The sequence below is a fragment of the Streptomyces sp. NPDC045956 genome (genome assembly GCF_056430705.1).
Map to the genome: position 1 here is coordinate 1 of NZ_JBWKKZ010000006.1, position 18,784 is coordinate 18,784.

Annotated in this window: 14 protein-coding genes and 1 pseudogene; 10 read left to right on the top strand and 5 right to left on the bottom strand. The window is 71.8% G+C overall.

The window, feature by feature from the left end; genetic code table 11:
- From AC07FV_RS16980 to glgB, 4 genes and pseudogenes are all read left to right on the top strand, one after another.
- Positions 1–458 (top strand): annotated as a pseudogene (locus AC07FV_RS16980) (alpha-1,4-glucan--maltose-1-phosphate maltosyltransferase); the annotation flags it as partial.
- Complete coding sequence (gene treS, locus AC07FV_RS16985) at positions 455–2,155, top strand: maltose alpha-D-glucosyltransferase (protein WP_479088050.1); 1,701 nt, start codon at positions 455–457, stop codon at positions 2,153–2,155. The pseudogene AC07FV_RS16980 and the gene treS, both read left to right, overlap by 4 nt.
- A gap of 99 nt (positions 2,156–2,254) precedes the next feature.
- Positions 2,255–3,655: a maltokinase N-terminal cap-like domain-containing protein gene (locus AC07FV_RS16990; RefSeq protein ID WP_479088052.1), complete on the top strand. Its 1,401-nt coding sequence runs from the start codon at positions 2,255–2,257 to the stop codon at positions 3,653–3,655.
- Positions 3,656–3,707: 52 nt separating this feature from the next.
- Positions 3,708–6,272 (top strand): 1,4-alpha-glucan branching enzyme, encoded by a 2,565-nt coding sequence (glgB, locus tag AC07FV_RS16995; protein ID WP_479088054.1) that lies wholly within the window; start codon positions 3,708–3,710, stop codon positions 6,270–6,272.
- Positions 6,273–6,287: 15 nt separating this feature from the next.
- On the opposite strand, the gene AC07FV_RS17000 is transcribed toward glgB, so the two are convergent.
- From AC07FV_RS17000 to AC07FV_RS17015, 4 genes are all read right to left on the bottom strand, one after another.
- Complete coding sequence (locus tag AC07FV_RS17000; RefSeq protein WP_479088056.1) at positions 6,288–8,540, bottom strand: HelD family protein; 2,253 nt, start codon at positions 8,538–8,540, stop codon at positions 6,288–6,290.
- A gap of 140 nt (positions 8,541–8,680) precedes the next feature.
- Positions 8,681–8,995, bottom strand: coding sequence for a thioredoxin family protein (locus tag AC07FV_RS17005; RefSeq protein WP_479088601.1), 315 nt, complete (start codon positions 8,993–8,995; stop codon positions 8,681–8,683).
- Between the two features lie 11 nt (positions 8,996–9,006).
- Positions 9,007–9,405 (bottom strand): MerR family transcriptional regulator, encoded by a 399-nt coding sequence (locus AC07FV_RS17010; protein WP_479088058.1) that lies wholly within the window; start codon positions 9,403–9,405, stop codon positions 9,007–9,009.
- A gap of 168 nt (positions 9,406–9,573) precedes the next feature.
- The gene (locus AC07FV_RS17015) at positions 9,574–10,968 is read right to left on the bottom strand and encodes a cation:dicarboxylate symporter family transporter (RefSeq protein WP_479088060.1); all 1,395 of its coding nucleotides are present in this window, start codon (positions 10,966–10,968) and stop codon (positions 9,574–9,576) included.
- 154 nt (positions 10,969–11,122) lie between these two features.
- Between AC07FV_RS17015 and AC07FV_RS17020 the strand changes: the two genes are divergently transcribed.
- From AC07FV_RS17020 to AC07FV_RS17045, 6 genes are all read left to right on the top strand, one after another.
- Positions 11,123–12,781 (top strand): sensor histidine kinase, encoded by a 1,659-nt coding sequence (locus AC07FV_RS17020; protein WP_479088062.1) that lies wholly within the window; start codon positions 11,123–11,125, stop codon positions 12,779–12,781.
- Entirely contained in the window at positions 12,778–13,479 is a 702-nt protein-coding gene (locus tag AC07FV_RS17025; RefSeq protein WP_479088064.1) for a response regulator, read from the top strand. The genes AC07FV_RS17020 and AC07FV_RS17025 overlap by 4 nt, the downstream gene beginning before the upstream one ends.
- A gap of 102 nt (positions 13,480–13,581) precedes the next feature.
- On the top strand, positions 13,582–14,958 hold the full coding sequence (locus AC07FV_RS17030; RefSeq protein WP_479088066.1) for an extracellular solute-binding protein: 1,377 nt from the start codon (positions 13,582–13,584) through the stop codon (positions 14,956–14,958).
- Positions 14,955–15,899, top strand: a complete 945-nt coding sequence (locus AC07FV_RS17035) for a carbohydrate ABC transporter permease (RefSeq protein WP_479088068.1) — start codon at positions 14,955–14,957, stop codon at positions 15,897–15,899. The genes AC07FV_RS17030 and AC07FV_RS17035 overlap by 4 nt, the downstream gene beginning before the upstream one ends.
- 1 nt (position 15,900) lies before the next feature.
- Positions 15,901–16,740 (top strand): carbohydrate ABC transporter permease, encoded by an 840-nt coding sequence (locus AC07FV_RS17040; protein WP_479088070.1) that lies wholly within the window; start codon positions 15,901–15,903, stop codon positions 16,738–16,740.
- Between the two features lie 153 nt (positions 16,741–16,893).
- The gene (locus tag AC07FV_RS17045; protein ID WP_479088072.1) at positions 16,894–17,607 is read left to right on the top strand and encodes a helix-turn-helix domain-containing protein; all 714 of its coding nucleotides are present in this window, start codon (positions 16,894–16,896) and stop codon (positions 17,605–17,607) included.
- A 49-nt stretch (positions 17,608–17,656) separates the two neighbouring features.
- Here the strand turns inward: AC07FV_RS17045 and AC07FV_RS17050 are convergent, their stop codons facing one another.
- Positions 17,657–18,682 carry an ATP-dependent 6-phosphofructokinase gene (locus tag AC07FV_RS17050; RefSeq protein ID WP_383646629.1) on the bottom strand — a complete coding sequence of 342 codons (1,026 nt, stop codon included), beginning with the start codon at positions 18,680–18,682 and terminating at the stop codon, positions 17,657–17,659.
- Positions 18,683–18,784: the final 102 nt, after the last annotated feature.

Here is an 18,784-nt window from a genome sequence, read left to right on the forward strand (position 1 = left end):
AAGGCTCCGAGGAATACCTCGACAGCGAGAAGTACCAGCTCACCCCCCGCGACTGGGCCGCCGCCGAACGCGAGGGCCGCACCATCGCCCCCCTCATCACCAAGCTCAACACCATCCGGCGCCGGAACCCGGCCCTTCGGCAACTGCGCGATCTGCACTTCCACGCCACGGACAAGGAGGAGGTGATCGCCTACTCGAAGCGGCAGGGGTCGAACACGGTTCTGGTGGTCGCCAACCTCGACCCCCACCACACCCAGGAGGCGACGGTCTCGTTGGACATGCCGCAACTCGGCCTGGACTGGCACGAGTCGGTGCCGGTGCGCGACGAGCTCACCGGCGAGACCTACCACTGGGGCAGGGCCAACTATGTGCGCCTGGAGCCGGGCCGTTCGCCCGCGCACGTCTGCACGGTTCTGCGACCGTCCCACCCGCAGATCGGAGGGTCACCCACCACATGATCGTCAACGAGCCCGTGCCGGACACCTTCGAGGACACACCCGCCAAGGACCGGGACCCGGACTGGTTCAAACGAGCCGTCTTCTACGAGGTCCTCGTCCGCTCCTTCCAGGACAGCAACGGCGACGGCGTCGGCGACCTCAAGGGCCTCACCGCCAAGCTGGACTACCTCCAGTGGCTCGGGGTGGACTGCCTCTGGCTGCCCCCCTTCTTCAAGTCACCGCTCCGCGACGGCGGTTACGACGTCTCCGACTACACCGCCGTCCTGCCCGAGTTCGGCGACCTGGCCGACTTCGTCGAGTTCGTGGACGCCGCCCACCAGCGCGGCATGCGCGTGATCATCGACTTCGTCATGAACCACACCAGCGACCAGCACCCGTGGTTCCAGGAGTCCCGCAGGGACCCCGACGGCCCCTACGGCGACTACTACGTCTGGGCCGACGACGACAAGCAGTACCAGGACGCGCGGATCATCTTCGTCGACACCGAGGCGTCCAACTGGACCTACGACCCGGTGCGCAAGCAGTACTTCTGGCACCGCTTCTTCTCCCACCAGCCGGACCTCAACTACGAGAACCCGGCCGTGCAGGAGGAGATGATCTCCGCCCTGAAGTTCTGGCTGGACCTCGGCATCGACGGGTTCCGGCTGGACGCGGTGCCGTACCTGTACCAGGAGGAGGGCACCAACTGCGAGAACCTCCCGCGCACCCACGAGTTCCTGAAGCGGGTGCGCAAGGAGATCGACGCGCAGTACCCGGACACGGTGGTGCTCGCGGAGGCCAACCAGTGGCCCGAGGACGTGGTCGACTACTTCGGCGACTTCTCCTCCGGCGGCGACGAGTGCCACATGGCCTTCCACTTCCCGGTCATGCCCCGCATCTTCATGGCCGTGCGCCGCGAGTCGCGCTACCCGGTCTCCGAGATCCTCGCCAAGACCCCGGCCATCCCGTCCAACTGCCAGTGGGGCATCTTCCTGCGCAACCACGACGAGCTGACCCTGGAGATGGTCACCGACGAGGAGCGCGACTACATGTACGCGGAGTACGCCAAGGACCCGCGCATGCGTGCCAACATCGGCATCCGCCGGCGGCTGGCCCCGCTCCTGGACAACGACCGCGACCAGATCGAGCTGTTCACCGCGCTGCTGCTCTCCCTGCCCGGCTCGCCGATCCTCTACTACGGCGACGAGATCGGCATGGGCGACAACATCTGGCTCGGCGACCGCGACGCGGTCCGCACCCCGATGCAGTGGACGCCGGACCGCAACGCGGGTTTCTCCTCGTGCGACCCGGGGCGCCTCTTCCTGCCCACGATCATGGACCCGGTCCACGGCTACCAGGTGACGAACGTCGAGGCCTCCATGGCCTCGCCCTCCTCCCTGCTGCACTGGACCCGCCGCATGATCGAGATCCGGAAGCAGAACGCGGCCTTCGGTCTCGGCTCGTACACGGAGCTGCCCTCCTCCAACCCCGCCGTGCTGGCCTTCCTGCGGGAGTACGAGGACGACCTGGTGCTGTGCGTGCACAACTTCTCCCGGTTCGCGCAGCCCACCGAGCTGGACCTGAGCGCCTTCGAGGGGCGCCACCCGGTCGAGCTGTTCGGCGGGGTCCGCTTCCCGGCGGTCGGTGAACTGCCGTACCTGCTGACCCTCGGCGGGCACGGTTTCTACTGGTTCCGGCTCCGCAAGGACGCCGTCTAGGCCCCAGGGGCCCTCACCCCGGCGCGGGGCGGTTTCTGCCGCCCCGCCCGGGGCACGCATCAGTAACACCCCGTCGACCCGGGGAAAGGACGCGACGCCATGTCGGAAGCCGTCACACGCACCGTCACGAGCACGAGCCCGCCAGGCCTCCTTGCGTCACTCGATCCACTCCTGCGGGACTGGCTGCCGCGGCAGCGCTGGTTCGCGGGCAAGGGGCGCCCGGTCACCGGGTTCTCGCTGGTCGCCGCCACCGAGCTGCTGCCGGCCGACGCCCGCCTCGGGCTCCACCACGTGCTGGTCCGTGCCCACCAGCAGCTCGCCGCGGGTTCCGGCGCGCCCGAGGAGCCCGGGGACTGCTACCAGCTCCTCATAGGCGCGCGCGAGGCGCTGCCGCCCCGGCTGGCGCCCGCGCTGATCGGACACGTCACCGAGGGCCCGCTGGCCGGCCGCACCGTCTACGACGCCCTCCACGACACCAGGCCCGCCGAGGTGCTCCTGGAGGCGCTGCGCACCCGGGCCCGCATCGGCGGTCTCCGTTTCGAGCGGGACCGGGACCAGGAGATACGCGGCGGCCTGGTACCGCGACTGATGACCGCCGAGCAGTCCAACTCGTCGGTCGTGTATGGAGATACGTTCATTCTCAAGCTGCTCCGCCGGATCGTGCCGGGTGTCAATCCCGACCTGGAGCTGCCGCTGGCGCTGGCCCGGGCGGGCTGCCCGCGGGTGCCGGCACCGGCCGGCTGGATGGTGGCCGACCTGGCCGACCGGCCCTGGGTGCTGGGCGTCCTCCAGCCGTACGTCCAGGGCGCGAGCGACGGCTGGGAGCTGGCCCTGCGCGAACTGGCCAAGGGCGAGGACTTCGCCGCGGAGGCGCGGGCGCTCGGCCGGGCCACCGCCGAGGTGCACGGCGCGCTGGCCCGTGCCCTGCCGACCGTCACCCTCGGTCACGCCCAGATGCGGCAGCTCGCCGAGGGCATGATCGGACGGCTGGAGGAGGCCGCCCGTGCGGTGCCGCTGCTGCGGCCCTACGCGCCCGCGCTGCGCACCGCCTTCACCGCGCTGGGCGACCTGGCCGCCGAGGGCCGCACCTGGACCGCCCAGCGCGTCCACGGTGACCTGCACCTCGGTCAGTGCCTGCGCTCGCCCTCCGGCCGGTGGTCGCTGATCGACTTCGAGGGGGAGCCCGCGAAGCCCCTGGCCGAGCGGCGGATGCCGCAGCCGCCGGTGCGGGACGTCGCCGGGATGCTGCGCTCCTTCGACTACGCCGCGCACTCGGCCGAGGCGCCCGTGCCCGGCTGGGCCGACAGCTGCCGGGCCGCGTTCTGCACCGGGTACGCGCAGGCCGCCGGCGTCGATCCGCGCACCGACCCCGTGATGCTGCGCGCCCACGAGACGGACAAGGCGGTCTACGAGGTGCTGTACGAGGCACGCCACCGCCCCGAGTGGCTGGCGGTGCCGATGTCCGCGGTGCGCCGCCTGTCCGTGCCCGAACCGGCGTGACGCCGCTGCCCGCCCCCCTTCCTGATCCCACTTCGCCCAGGAGGCCCCGCCCGTGACCCCCCGCCCCTCGTCCAGCGGTCCCGACCCGAAGAAGACGGCCGAGGAGAAGAGCGCCGCGCAGCAGCAGGCGGCGCCGCCTCGGAAGGCGGTGGCCCGGGGGACGACCCCGAAGAAGGCGACGGCCGAGAAGTCGATCGCGAAGAAGGCCGCGGCCAAGAAGGCGGCCGAGAAGGCGACGGCGCAGAAGCCCGCGGCCAGGAAGGCGGCCGTCACGAAGGCGACCGTCGAGAAGACGGCCGGGCAGCCGCCCGCCGGGAAGGGGCCGGGGGCCGGGAAGGCGGGCGGGAAGAAGGGCGTCGCGAAGAAGGCGCCCGCGGCGGGCGGGGCCGCCCGCGGGAGCGCGAAGGAGGCGGTACCGGCCGAGGTCGCCGTCTCCCCCGTGCCGGCCGCCGCCGACCGGGAGCGGCTGCTCGCCGGCACGCACCACGATCCCCACGCCGTGCTCGGCGCCCACCGGGTGCCCGGCGGTGTCGCCTTCCGGGCGTTCCGGCCGTACGCGCGGGCGGTGACCGTCCTGTCCGGGGAGCTGCGGGTCGCGCTGCACGACGACGGGGGCGGCTTCTTCTCCGCCCTGCTGCCGCTCGGCGAGGTCCCGGCCTACCGGCTCCTGGTGACGTACGGGGACACCGAGCAGGAGGTCGAGGACCCGTACCGCTTCCTGCCCACGCTGGGCGACCTGGACCTGCACCTGATCGGCGAGGGGCGCCACGAGCAGCTGTGGCAGGCGCTCGGCGCGCGTCCGGCGACGCACGAGGGCGTCGCGGGCACCCGCTTCACGGTGTGGGCGCCGAACGCGCGCGGCGTCCGGGTGGCCGGCGGCTTCAACTTCTGGGACGGCACCGGCCACCCGATGCGGTCGCTGGGCGGCACCGGGGTCTGGGAGCTGTTCCTGCCCGGGATCGGCGCGGGAGAGCTGTACAAGTTCGAGATCACCCGGCCCGACGGCTCGCGCACCTTCCGCGCCGACCCGATGGCCCGGCGCACGGAGGTCCCGCCGGCCACCTCCTCCGTCGTGCACGTCTCGGAGTACACGTGGGAGGACGACGCGTGGCTGGCCCGGCGCGCCCAGGCCCCCGCGCACGAGGCGCCGATGTCGGTGTACGAGGTCCACCTGCCCTCCTGGCGCCCCGGCCTGACCTACCGCGAGCTGGCGGAGCAGCTGCCGGCGTACGTCGCGGACCTGGGCTTCACGCACGTCGAGCTGATGCCGGTCGCCGAGCACCCCTTCGGCGGCTCCTGGGGCTACCAGGTCACCGGCTTCTACGCGCCCACGGCCCGGCTCGGCGACCCCGACGACTTCAAGTACCTGGTCGACCGGCTGCACCGGGCCGGCATCGGCGTCCTGATGGACTGGGTGCCCGCGCACTTCCCGCGCGACGACTGGGCGCTGGCCGAGTTCGACGGGCGCCCGCTGTACGAGCACTCCGACCCGCTGCGGGCCGCGCACCCCGACTGGGGGACGCTGGAGTTCGACTTCGGGCGCCGCGAGGTGCGCAACTTCCTGGTCGCCAACGCGGTGTACTGGTGCGAGGAGTTCCACATCGACGGGCTGCGGGTCGACGCGGTCGCCTCGATGCTCTATCTGGACTACTCGCGCGAGCCGGGCCAGTGGACGCCGAACGAGCACGGCGGGCGGGAGAACCTGGACGCGGTGGCCTTCCTCCAGGAGATGAACGCGACGGTGTACCGGCGGGTGCCCGGCGTCGTGACCGTCGCGGAGGAGTCGACGGCCTGGGACGGCGTCACCCGGGCCACCCACCACGAGGGGCCGAGCGGTTTCGGCGGGCTCGGTTTCGGGCTGAAGTGGAACATGGGCTGGATGCACGACTCGCTGGAGTACATGAGCCACGAGCCGGTGCACCGCAAGTACCACCACGGCGAGATGACCTTCTCGATGGTGTACGCGTACAGCGAGAACTACGTGCTGCCGATATCCCACGACGAGGTGGTGCACGGCAAGAAGTCGCTGGTGTCGAAGATGCCGGGCGACTGGTGGCAGCAGCGCGCGAGCGAGCGGGCCTACCTGGGCTACATGTGGGCCCACCCCGGCAAGCAGCTGCTCTTCATGGGGCAGGAGTTCGCCCAGGGCGCGGAGTGGTCCGAGGCGCGCGGCCCGGACTGGTGGCTGCTCGACCCGCAGTACGGGGCGGCGGCGGACCACCGGGGGGTGCTGGACCTGGTCCGCGACCTGAACGCCGTCTACCGGGACACGCCCGCGCTGTGGCAGCGCGACACCCACCCCTCCGGCTTCGCGTGGGTCGTGGGGGACGCCGCCGAGGACAACGTCCTGGCGTTCCTGCGGCTGGACGCCGACGGCGCCCCGCTGCTCGCGGTGTCGAACTTCGCCCCGGTGGTCCGCCCGGAGTACCGCCTCGGCGTCCCCGACGACGTCCCCGCCTGGCACGAGGTGCTCAACACCGACGCGGCGCGGTACGGCGGCGGGGACGTGGGCAACCCGGACCCGGTCAAGCCGGAGCCGCAGGGGTGGCACGGCCGGCCGGCGAGCATCCGGCTGACCCTGCCGCCCCTGGCGACGGTCTGGCTGCGCCCGGCCTGACGGCCGGTTCCCCGGCTAAGCGGCCGCGTCCACCAGGCCCTTCGGCAGCGGTTCGGTGTGCAGGACGCCGAGCCGCTGGGTGGCGCGGGTGAGTGCCACGTACAGGTCGCTCGTGCCGTAGCGGCCCGGCTCGACCACCAGGACGGAGTCGAACTCCAGGCCCTTGGACTGACGCGGGTCGAGGAGGACGACACCGTGGGTCAGGTCCGGCTCGGCGTCCGCCGTGACGCCGTCCAGCCGGGCCGCGAGCGCCCGGTGCAGCTCGCGCGGGGCGATGACGGCGAGGCGGCCCTCCTCGGGGGCCAGCTCCCGGGCGGCCTCGGCGACGGCGGCCGGGAGGTCGCCGGTGGCGCGGATCCAGGGCCGTACCCCCGTCGAGCGCACCGAGCTGGGCGGGGTGAAGGCGGGGTCGTCGGCGCGGACGACGGCCGCCGCCACGTCCATGATCTCGGCCGGGGTGCGGTAGTTGACGCCCAGCCGGGTGTGCTCCCAGCGGTCCTCGACGTACGGCGCGAGGATCTTCGACCAGGAGCCGACACCGGCCGCCTCCGCGGTCTGCGCCGGGTCGCCGACCAGGGTCATCGAGCGGGTCGGGCAGCGGCGCATCAGCAGCCGCCAGGCCATCGGGGACAGCTCCTGCGCCTCGTCGACGATGATGTGCCCGAAGGCCCAGGTGCGGTCGGCCGCGGCCCGCTCGGCGGCGCTGCGGTGGTCCTCCTCCTCCTGGCGTTCGGCGAACCGCTCGGCGTCGATGATGTCGTGCGCGGACAGGACCTCGGCGTCCTCCTCGTCCTTGTCCTCGAACTCGTAGGTCCGCGACGCGTACGACACGTCCAGCACGCCCTGCGCGTAGGCGATCTGCTGCTCCCGCTCGCGTTCGGCGCGGGAGCGGGCGACGCGGTCGTCCACGCCGAGCAGTTCGGCCGCCTCGTCCAGCAGCGGCACGTCGGCCACGGTCCAGCGCCGGGTGACCGGACGGCGGACGGCGGCGGCGTCCTCTGCGGCGAGGTAGGCCTCGGGCGCGGCGAGGAAGTCGGCGACCAGGCGCCGCGGGGTGATCCGGGGCCACAGCCGGTCGATCGCCGACCAGACCTCGGGGTTCTCGGCGAGTTCGTCGCGGATCTGGGTGATGTCGCTGGGGTCGAGGAGGTTGGTGCCGTCGTAGGGGTCGGTGCCGATGCGTTCGGCGACCATGTCGGTGAGGGTGTTGAGGATGTGGCCCTCGAAGTGCTCGCGGGCCGCGTTGTGCGGCAGCTTCGCCGCGCGGGTGCGCTCGCGGGCGACGTTGACCAGGTCGTCGTCGAGCATGAGGATCTCGCGGTCGTGCTCGATCGCGATCACCGGGTCGGGCAGCGCCTGCCGGTCGCGGACGACCTCGGCGAGGACGTCCGCCATGGCGGCGCGGCCCTTCACCGCCGACGCCCGCGGGGTGTCCGTCGCCGTGGCCTTCACGCCGGGGAACAGCTCGCCGACGGTGGCGAGGAGCACGCCGGTCTCGCCCAGGGAGGGCAGCACCTCGCCGATGTAGCCGAGGAAGGCCGGGTTCGGGCCGACGATCAGGACGGCGCGCTTGGCGAGCAGCTCGCGGTGCTCGTAGAGGAGGTAGGCGGCGCGGTGCAGGGCGACGGCGGTCTTCCCGGTGCCGGGGCCGCCCTCGACGACCAGGACACCACGGTGCGGGGCGCGGATGATGCGGTCCTGGTCGGCCTGGATGGTCTGCACGATGTCGCCCATGCGGCCGGTGCGCGCGGAGTTCAGCGCGGCCAGCAGCACGGCGTCGCCGGACGGGTCCTCGTGGCCGGTCCGGGTCTCGTCGCCGAGGTCGAGGATCTCGTCGTGCAGGGCGGTGACCCGGCGGCCCTCGCTCGCGATGTGCCGGCGCCGGCGCAGGCCCATCGGGGTGTGGCCGGTGGCCAGGTAGAAGGGGCGGGCGACGTCGGCCCGCCAGTCGATCAGGACCGGGGTGCGTTCGGCGTCGTCGGCCCGCAGACCGATGCGGCCGATGCGGTGGGCGGCGCCGGAGGCGAGGTCGATCCGGCCGAAGCAGAGGGAGCCGTCCACCGCGTTGAGCGCGGCGAGCAGCCCCGAGCGCTCGGCGACCAGGATGTCCCGCTCCAGCCGGGCCTGCATGGGCGTGTTCCCCCGCGCGAGGGCGTCCGTGACCGAGTCCTCGGTGTCGCCGCGCAGGGCGTCCACGCGTGCGTAGAGTCCGTCGATGAATTCCTGCTCCTGCCGCAATTCATCGTCCGGAAATTCGGTGTTTGACAATTCCACTCCCGCCCGGATATACTGTGCTCAGTGAACTTCTTCGCGACCTCATTCTCCTGAAGTCACGAATCAACGAATATACGCAAAGAAATCCCCCGAGCGCAATTGCCCGGGGGATTTCTTCGTTTCGGGAGCGGGGATCAGATCACGTCGGCCAGCTCCTCCAGCAGCCGCCGCTTGGGCCGCGAGCCCACCATCGACTTCACCGGCTCACCGTCGCGGAACACGATGAAGGTCGGCATGGACAGCACCTTGTACGCGTTCGTGGTCGCCGGGTTCCGGTCGACGTCCAGCTGCACCACCCGGAGCCGCTCGCCCTCCTCCGCGGCCAGGGCCCTGAGCACCGGGGCCATCTGCCGGCACGGCGGGCACCAGTCCGCGGTGAACTCCACCAGCACCGGCAGCTCGCTGCCCAGCACCTCCGTACGGAACCCGGCGTCCGTCACCTCGGCCACCCCGTCGCCTGTCATCCGTGCCCTCCCAGTTCGCGCTTCGGTTCCGGACCCCCCGGAACCGCCGCCTCGGCCCGCGCCAGCTGTGCGCCGACCTGCGCGCGCACGGACGCGAGCTGCTCGATCAGCTCGTCCAGCTCCGTCAGCTTGCGCCGGTAGACCACCAGGGAGGCCGGGCAGGAGTCGCCCTCGGGGTGCCCGGCGCGCAGGCACTCCACGAAGGGGCGGGTCTCCTCCAGGTCGAACCCGAAGTCGCGGAGCGTCCTGATCTGCCGCAGCAGCTTCAGGTCGCCCTCGTCGTACGTCCGGTGCCCGTTGGCGCCGCGCCGCGCGGGCAGCAGGCCCCGCGACTCGTAGTACCGCAGCGCCCGCGTGGTGGTCCCGGCCCGTGCGGCCAGCTCGCCGATTCGCATGCGGACGAACGTAAGCCCTGACGCGGACGTCAAGGCAAGGAGCCCGGCGCCGGCGAGCGGAGCGCGGAAACCCCGCGCCAGAAGACGCGGGGTTTCGGGGACCGGGCGGCCGAGCAACGGGGGGAGCACCTCGGCCGCCCGGAGTGTACGGGCGCCGCGCCGGCCGGGTCAGGCCTTGGCCAGCTCCTTCTCGCCGCCCTGCTCGGGCAGGTCCGGGGCGCTGTCGGCGCCGTCGGCGCCGTGGTGGTCGTCCAGCAGCGTCTTCTCGTCGAACGGGGCCCGCCCGGCGAGCACCTCGTCCACCCGGTCCCGGTCGATCTCCTTGGTCCAGGTGCCGATCAGCACGGTGGCGACGGCGTTGCCCGCGAAGTTGGTGAGGGCGCGGGCCTCGCTCATGAAGCGGTCGATGCCGACGATCAGGCCGATGCCGTCCACCAGGGCGGGCTTGTGCGACTGGAGCCCGCCGGCCAGCGTGGCGAGCCCGGCGCCGGAGACACCGGCCGCGCCCTTCGAGGCGACCAGCAGGAAGAGCAGCAGCGGGATCTGCTCGCCGATGGACATCGGGGTGCCCATGGCGTCGGCGATGAACAGCGAGGCCATGGTCATGTAGATCATGGTGCCGTCGAGGTTGAAGGAGTAGCCGGTCGGGACGGTGATGCCGACCACCGGCTTGCTGACCCCCAGGTGCTCCATCTTGGCGATCAGGCGCGGCAGCGCCGACTCCGAGGAGGAGGTGGACAGGATCAGCAGGAACTCGCGGCCCAGGTACTTGAAGAGCGAGAGGACGTTGACGCCCGCGATGAAGCGCAGCAGCGCGCCCAGCACCAGGAAGACGAAGAGGAAGCAGGTGACGTAGAAGCCGAGCATCAGCACGGCCAGGCTCTTGAGCGCGTCGACGCCGGCCGAACCGGTGACGGCGGCGATAGCGCCGAAGGCACCGATCGGCGCGGCCCACATGATCATGGCCAGGACGCGGAAGACCAGCCGCTGGATGTGCTCGATGCCGCGCAGGACGGGCTGCCCGGCCGACCCCATGGCCTGGAGGGCGAAGCCGCAGAGCAGCGCGACGAGCAGGGTCTGGAGGACCTCGCCGGAGGTGAACGCGGAGACGATGGTCGTCGGGATGACGCCCAGCAGGAACTCGGTGGTCCCCTTGGCCTCCGCGTCGACCTGCGCCTGACCGGTCTCCTTGATGGCGTCGGTGACCGCGAGGCCCGTGCCCGGGTCCAGGATGTTGCCGACGAGCAGGCCGATGGCGAGGGCCACCAGCGACATCACCAGGAAGTAGGCCAGCGCGATACCGCCGACCGCGCCGACCTTGGCGGCCTTGCGGACCGAACCGATGCCCAGCACGATCGTGCAGAAGATGATCGGCGAGATCATCATCTTGATCAGGTTCACGAAGCCGGTGCCCAGCGGCTTCAGCTCGGTCGCGAAGTCGGGGGCGGCGAGACCGACGGCGATACCGAGGGCGACCGCGATGATCACGGCGATGTAGAGATAGTGCGTGCGGTCGCGCTTGGCTTTGGGTGCGGCAGGTGCCGTAGCGGCTTCGCTGGTCACGGCGGCCCTCCTTGACGACGTCGTCGGCATCACCGGCGTGCGGCTCACGTCCGGGGGTTTGTTTCGGGGACGCGGTGACTATCTCCCGGGCTGTGAGCGCGGTCACCCTTGCGTTCATTTAGTTCACCGATCATCCAAGGGGGAGACTGGCGGCATGCGCCTCCCCGTTCCCGGACCCCGCAGCCTGGCCGGTCAGCTCTTCGCCATGCAGGCGGTGCTGATAGCGGTCGTGGTGGCCGGGTACGCGCTGTTCACCTACGTCAGCGACCGGCAGCAGGCCGAGGACGCGGCCGGGCGGCAGGCCAGGTCGGTGGCGCTGGCGATCGCCGACTCGCCGTCCGTGCTGGACGCGATCCGCACCCCGGACCCGACGGCGCGGCTCCAGCCGTACGCGGTGCGGGTCATGCGGGACACGGACGTCGACTTCGTGACGATCATGGACCCGGAGGGCATCCGCTGGACCCACCCCGACCCCGAGCAGATCGGACGTCCCTTCCGCGGGCACATCGAGCGCGCCCAGCGGGGCGAGACCCTCACCGAGACCTACACCGGCACCCTGGGGCCGTCGGTGCGGGCGGTCGCGCCCGTCGACGACGACGGGCGGGTGGCCGGCCTGGTCAGCGCCGGCATCAAGGTCGAGGAGATCAGCAAGCGGGCCCAGGAGCAGCTGACGGCCCTGCTCGCGGTGGCGGCCGGCGCGCTGCTGCTCGGCGCGGTCGGCACGTACGTGATCAACGCGCGGCTGCGCCGGCACACCCACGGCATGAACGCGGACGAGCTGAGCCGGATGCACGACTACCATCAGGCGGCACTGCACGCGGTGCGGGAAGGCCTGCTGATGCTGGACGGGCGGCACCGGGTGGCGCTGATCAACGACGGCGGACGGGAGCTGCTCGGCGTGTCGGGTGAGGTGGTGGGCGCCTCGGTCGCCGACCTGGGGCTGCCCGCGCAGCTGACGGGGGCGCTGCTGGCGTCGGAGCCCCGGGTGGACGAGGTGCACCTGACGGCCGAGCGGGTGCTGGTGGTCAACACCTCGCCCGTCTCCGGCGGCGAGCACCGGGGCACGGTGGTGACCCTGCGCGACGTGACGGAGCTCCAGTCGCTGACGGGCGAGCTGGACTCCGAGCGCGGCTTCACCCAGGCACTGCGCTCGCAGGCGCACGAGGCCGCCAACCGGCTGCACACGGTGGTCTCGCTGATCGAGCTGGGGCGCGCGGAGGAGGCCGTGGACTTCGCGACGGCCGAGCTGGAGCTGGCGCAGGCGCTGACCGACCAGGTGGTGGCCGCGGTGAGCGAGCCGGTGCTGGCCGCGCTGCTGCTGGGCAAGACGGCGCAGGCCAACGAGCGGGGAGTGGAGCTGGTGGTGTCGCAGGAGAGCCGACTGGACGACGGGCTGCTGCCGCCGTCCCTGCCCGCCCGGGACCTGGTGACGATCCTGGGCAACCTGGTCGACAACGCGGTGGACGCGGCCCAGGGCCGGGTGCCCTCCAGGGTCACGGTGGCGGCGTACACCGACGCGGCCGCAGATGCGGGCCCGGATCTGGTGATGCGGGTGACCGACACCGGCGCCGGGGTCGATCCCGCCCACGCCGACCTGGTCTTCCAGCGGGGCTACTCGACGAAGCCGGCCGACGAGGGCGGCCGGGGGCTGGGGCTGGCGCTGGTCCGGCAGGCGGTGCAGCGGCACGGCGGCACGCTGGCCGTGACGGGGGCGGAGGGCGGCGGCGCCCGCTTCGAGGCCCGGCTGCCGCTGGGCGCCGGCGCGCCGCCGGCCGCCGCGGCGGGCAGACCGGGCACCGGGGGCGCGGTATGAGCACCGCCGGGGAGCCCATCCGGGTCCTGGTCGTCGAGGACGACCCCGTCGCCGCCGACGCGCACGTGATGTACGTCGGCCGGGTCCCGGGGTTCACGGCCGTCGGTAAGGCGCACACCGGCGCCGAGGCCCGGCGGATGCTGGACCGTACGCCGGTGGACCTGCTCCTGCTCGACCTGCACCTGCCGGACGCGCACGGCCTCCAGCTGGCCCGCTCGCTGCGGGCGGCGGGGCACCACGCCGACGTGATCGCGGTGACGTCGGCGCGGGACCTGACGGTCGTGCGGGAAGGCGTGTCGCTGGGCGTCGTGCAGTACGTGCTGAAGCCGTTCACCTTCGCCACCCTGCGCGACCGGCTGGTGCGGTACGCGGAGTTCCGGGCCGCCGCCGGGGAGGCGAGCGGCCAGGACGAGGTGGACCGGGCGCTGGCCGCCCTGCGCGCCCCCGGCCCCGCGGCCCTGCCCAAGGGGCTCAGCGGCCCGACCCTGGAACGGGTCACGAGCACGCTGCGCGGCGCGGCCGAGGGCCTCACGGCGGCCGGGGTCGCCGAGGCGGTGGGCATCTCCCGCATCACGGCCCGGCGTTACCTGGAGCACCTGGTGGACGCGGGGCGCGCGGGGCGCAGTCCGCTCTACGGGCAGGTGGGGCGGCCGGAGCTGGTGTACCGGTGGGTCAGCGAGGCCGAGCGGGGGCGATGAACACGAGTTGTCCACCGCACACGCATTGACCTGACTAGACCACTCCTCTTACGTTCGCCGAGCAGCCGTCCCGGCCACAGCGTCGTGCGCCCGTAGGAGGTCATGCCCGTGCGTCCCACCGTCCGGTCCACCGCCCTGGTCACCCTCACCGCGCTCGCCTCCACCACCCTCGCCGCCTGCGGAAGCGGCTCCGGAGACGATCCGGACACGGTGAGGGTCTCCTTCAAGCAGTCCACGGACAACTCCATCAAGGTGATGGACACGTACCTCGGCGACATCAAGAAGCAGTTCGAGAAGGCAAACCCGGGCAAGAAGGTCGAGCTCGTCCCCATCAAGGCGCCGGACTCGGAGTACTACACCAAGCTCCAGCAGATGCTCCGCTCCCCCAAGACCGCACCCGACCTGGTCTACGAGGACACCTTCCTCATCAACTCCGACATCACCAGCGGGTACCTGAAGCCGCTCGACGACTACCTGGCCGAGTGGAAGGACTGGGACCGGTTCATCGACACCGCGAAGGCGGCGGCCAAGGGCGAGGACGGCAAGACGTACGGCGTGCCGGACGGCACCGACACACGCGGCCTGTGGTTCAGCAAGGACGTCTTCGCCAAGGCCGGGCTGCCCGCCGACTGGCAGCCGAAGACCTGGGACGAGGTCCTCGCCGCCGCCCGCACCATCAAGGAGAAGGTCCCCGGCGTCGTCCCGCTCAACGTCTACACCGGCAAGCCGGCCGGCGAGGCCGCCACGATGCAGGGCTTCCAGATGCTCCTGTACGGCACGAACGACGGCTCCACCGACCCGCTCTACGACAAGGGCGGCAAGAAGTGGATCACGGCGGGGCAGGGCTTCGAGGACTCCCTCGCCTTCGTCGAGACGGTGTACGAGGAGAAGCTCGGCCCGGAGGTCTCCGACGCGCTCGACCCCAACTTCGGCACCAAGGTCCGCGGTGAGCTGCTCCCCCAGGGCAGGCTCGGCATCGCGCTCGACGGCTCCTGGCTGCCGCAGGACTGGCTGGAGGGCAGCGGGCACGAGTGGCCCGAGTGGTCGAAGGAGCTGGGGCTGGCCGCGATGCCGACCCAGAACGGCCAGGCGCCCGGCCGGGTGAGCATGTCCGGCGGCTGGACCTGGTCGATCCCGGCCAAGGCGGGCAACCCCGACCTGGCCTTCGAGTTCGTCAAGACCATGCAGACCAAGGCCAACGCCCAGAAGTGGTACGTCGCCAACTCGGGCATCGCGGTCCGCGAGGACGTCGCGGACGACCCCGCCTACGTCGCGGCCCAGCCCGGCATCGCGTTCTTCACCGACCTCGTCGCCGACACCCATTACCGGCCCGCCTACCCGGCGTACCCGAAGGTCTCCGTCGCCATCCAGGAGGCCATGGAGGGCGTGACCACCGGTGACAAGACGGTGGAGGAGGCGGCGCGCGACTACGACGAGGCGCTCAGGGAGGCGACCGACGACCAGGTGGTGAGCAGGTGACGGCGACCGCGCCGCGGCACGCCGGGCCGGGGGTCGGCAAGTCCCCGGCTCCCCCGGCCGCCTCCGGTGCGCGGACCGGCACCGTCCGCCGTTCCCTCTTCCGGGCCCTGCCCGTCTCCCCCGCCCTCGTCCTGCTCCTGCTCTTCCTCGCCGGCCCGATCGCCTACTGCGTCGTCATCGCCTTCACCGACCTGCAACTCACCGGGCAGGCCGAGGAGTCCTTCGTGGGCTTCGAGAACTTCCGGCGGGCCTTCGCGGACGAGGCGTTCCTCAACGCCGTGTGGCTGACCCTGGTGTTCACGGTGCTGTCCTCGCTGATCGGGCAGAACACCCTGGGCCTGGCGCTGGCCGCGCTGATGCGGCGGGCCTCGAAGCCGGTGCGCACGTTCACCGGCGGCGTCGTCGTCACGGCCTGGGTGCTGCCCGAGGTGGTGGCGGGCTTCCTGCTCTACGCCTTCTTCCGGCGCGAGGGCACCCTCAACGCCCTCCTGGACTGGCTCCATCTGCCCTCCCAGAACTGGCTGTTCACGCTGCCGATCCTGGCGGTGTCGTTCGCCAACGTGTGGCGGGGCACCGCCTTCTCGATGCTGGTGTACTCGGCCGCGCTGAACGAGATCCCGAAGGAGGTCACCGAGGCCGCCGAGGTCGACGGGGCGAGCGGCTGGCGGCGGATGTACCACATCACGCTGCCGATGATCCGCCGCTCCATCGCCACCAACCTGATGCTGAACACCCTCCAGACCCTCTCCGTGTTCGGGCTGATCTGGGTGATGACGCGGGGCGGCCCGAGCGGCAGGAGCCAGACGCTGCCGCTGTTCATGTACGAGCAGGCCTTCCAGAACAGCCTGATCGGGTACGGCACGGCGGTGGCGCTGCTGCTGTTGCTGATCGGCTCGCTGTTCTCGGTCGTGTACCTGCGCCTGCTGCGGACGGAGGTCTGACATGGCAACCTCGCCCGCCTCCCGGCGCGACCGGCGCCGTACGGCCGCCGACGCCGGGCTGCTGGTGGTCGCCGCGGCCTTCGTACTGCCGCTGGCCTGGGTGGTGCTGTCCGCCCTGGACCCGCACGCGAGTCTGCGGGTCAAGGTCCCCGACGGGCTCACGCTGGAGCACTTCGACGCGATCCTCACCCCGGAGATCACCTTCACCCCGCTGCTCAACAGCCTGCTCCTGTGCGGCGGGGCGACCCTCCTGACGGTGGGGTGCGCGGCGCTGGCGGCCTACCCGCTCTCCCGCTTCCGCTCGCGACTCAACCGGCCGTTCCTGCTGACCATCCTGTTCGCGACCAGCCTCCCCATCACGGCGATCATGGTGCCGGTCTACGCGCTGTTCGTGCGGGTGAACCTGATCGACACCCTGCACGGCACGGTCTTCTTCTTCGCCGCGTCCCAGCTGCCCTTCGCCATCTGGCTCATGAAGAACTTCATGGACGGCGTGCCGAAGGAGCTGGAGGAGGCGGCGTGGACGGACGGGGCGTCGTCGTTCCAGTCGCTGCTGCGGATCGTGCTGCCGCTGATGGGGCCGGGGGTGGCGGTGGTCACGGTGTTCTCGTTCGTGATGATGTGGGGCAACTTCTTCGTCCCGTTCATGCTGCTGCTCACCCCGGACCAGATGCCCGCCTCGGTGAGCATCAACGACTTCTTCGGCAACCGGGGCATGGTGGCGTACGGGCAGCTGGCCGCGTTCTCGATCGTGTACTCGACGCCGGTCGTCCTGCTGTACGTACTGATCTCCCGGCGGCTGGGCGGAGGATTCGCGCTGGGCGGGGCGGTCAAGGGGTGAGCCGGGCGGTAGGGGCCACGGAGACCGGAAGATTTCCGAGGGCATCCCCGAGCATCCGAACATCCGCACTACGCCCGAATTATGCCCGTAGGTTCGTACAATCCGTATCGCTGGCCGAACAGCCCGTAGTCAAGCCCTCCCCGGCCCCCTACGGTGTGGGCCGTGCGCCGACCCTCACCTCACCCGAATCAGTCGGGTCCCCCGTTCAACGCCCTCGCCGCCCGCCGGCTCCGCGCCGCCCTGAACATGGGGCCCGAGCACGTCGCCCACGGCATGCGGGTGTCGTACGGGCTGCCGTACGTCACTCCGGACCTGGTCGTCGCTTGGGAACGGGGGACCGCCGCCCCCGCGGCCTCCGAGCTGACCGCCCTCGCCGGGGTGCTGTGGTGCTCGCCCGGTGATCTGATCGGCCGCCCGCAGACCCTGCGGGAACACCGCATCGCCCGCGGGGTGGCGCCGGAGGACGTGGCGCGTGCCGTCGGTGTCGCGCTCCCCGCCTACCTGCGGATGGAGGAGACGGACGACTGGCGCGGCAGCGACCGCCAGTCCGCCGCGCTCGCCGACGTGCTCGGTCTCGCGCTGCCCGACTTCGTGGCCGTCACGGGACGTGAGGAGAAGCTCGCCGAGCTGCTGTCGAGCGCCGTGGCGACCCGCTGGCAGGCCTATGTCCGGCCGGTCGCCAAACTGGCACCGCTGGACCGGCGCGTACTGGAGAACGTGCTCCAGGTGCTGCACCAGGACTACCAGGGGCACATGGCCGCCACCCTCAGCTGGGGCGGCGGCAGCGGTGACTCCAGCGCGGCCGGACGCGACTTCCTCGACCGGATCGTGGAGCACTTCTGGACGGCCGTCGAGAAGCACCCGTAGGCCGCCCGTGCGTCTGCCCCCGTGTCCGCCCGTGCGTCCACGCCCGCGTCTAGAAGACCGACTCCGCCTCGTCCATCCGGTCCTTCGGCACCGTCTTCAGCTCGGTCACGGCCTCCGCCAGGGGCACCATGACGACGTCCGTGCCGCGCAGTGCGGTCATGCGGCCGAACTCGCCCTGGTGCGCGGCCTCCACCGCGTGCCAGCCGAAGCGGGTCGCGAGCACCCGGTCGTAGGCGGTCGGCACGCCGCCGCGCTGGACGTGGCCGAGGATGACCGGCTTGGCCTCCTTGCCCAGCCTGCGCTCCAGCTCGTACGCGAGCGCCGTGCCGATGCCCTGGAAGCGCTCGTGGCCGAACTTGTCGATCGCGCCCTTGCCGTAGTCCATCGAACCGTCGACGGGGTGGGCGCCCTCGGCGACGCACACGACGGCGAACTTCTTGCCGCGGGCGAACCGCTCCTCGACCATCTTGACCAGGTCGGCGGGGTCGAAGGGGCGCTCGGGCAGGCAGATGCCGTGGGCGCCGGCGGCCATGCCGGACTCCAGGGCGATCCAGCCGGCGTGCCGGCCCATGACCTCGACGACCATCACGCGCTGGTGGGACTCGGCGGTGGTCTTCAGGCGGTCCATCGCCTCCGTGGCCACCCCCACCGCGGTGTCGAAGCCGAAGGTGCGGTCCGTGGAGGAGATGTCGTTGTCGATGGTCTTCGGCACGCCGACCACCGGGAGGCCCGCGTCGGACAGCATCCGGGCGGCCGTCAGGGTGCCCTCGCCGCCGATCGGGATCAGCGCGTCGATGCCGAAGCTCTGGATCATGTCGCCGGCGTTCTCGCAGGCCTCGCGGAGCCGGTCGCGCTCCAGCCGGGAGGAGCCGAGGATGGTGCCGCCGCGGGCGAGGATGCCGCTGACCGCATTGAGGTCGAGGGCGCGGTAGCGGCCGTCGAGGAGGCCCGCGTAGCCGTCCTCGAAGCCGATGACCTCGTCGCCGTAGTTGTCGACCGCTCGGTGCACGACCGACCGGATCACTGCGTTCAGGCCGGGGCAGTCGCCGCCTGCGGTGAGAACTCCGATACGCATCGTGCTGTGTCTCCTGCTCGCTGTTGACACCGGTGAGCCGATCCAATTGTTCCACGACCGGACCCCTGGCGGGCACGGGCGAACCCCGGCAGACCCCCGGAC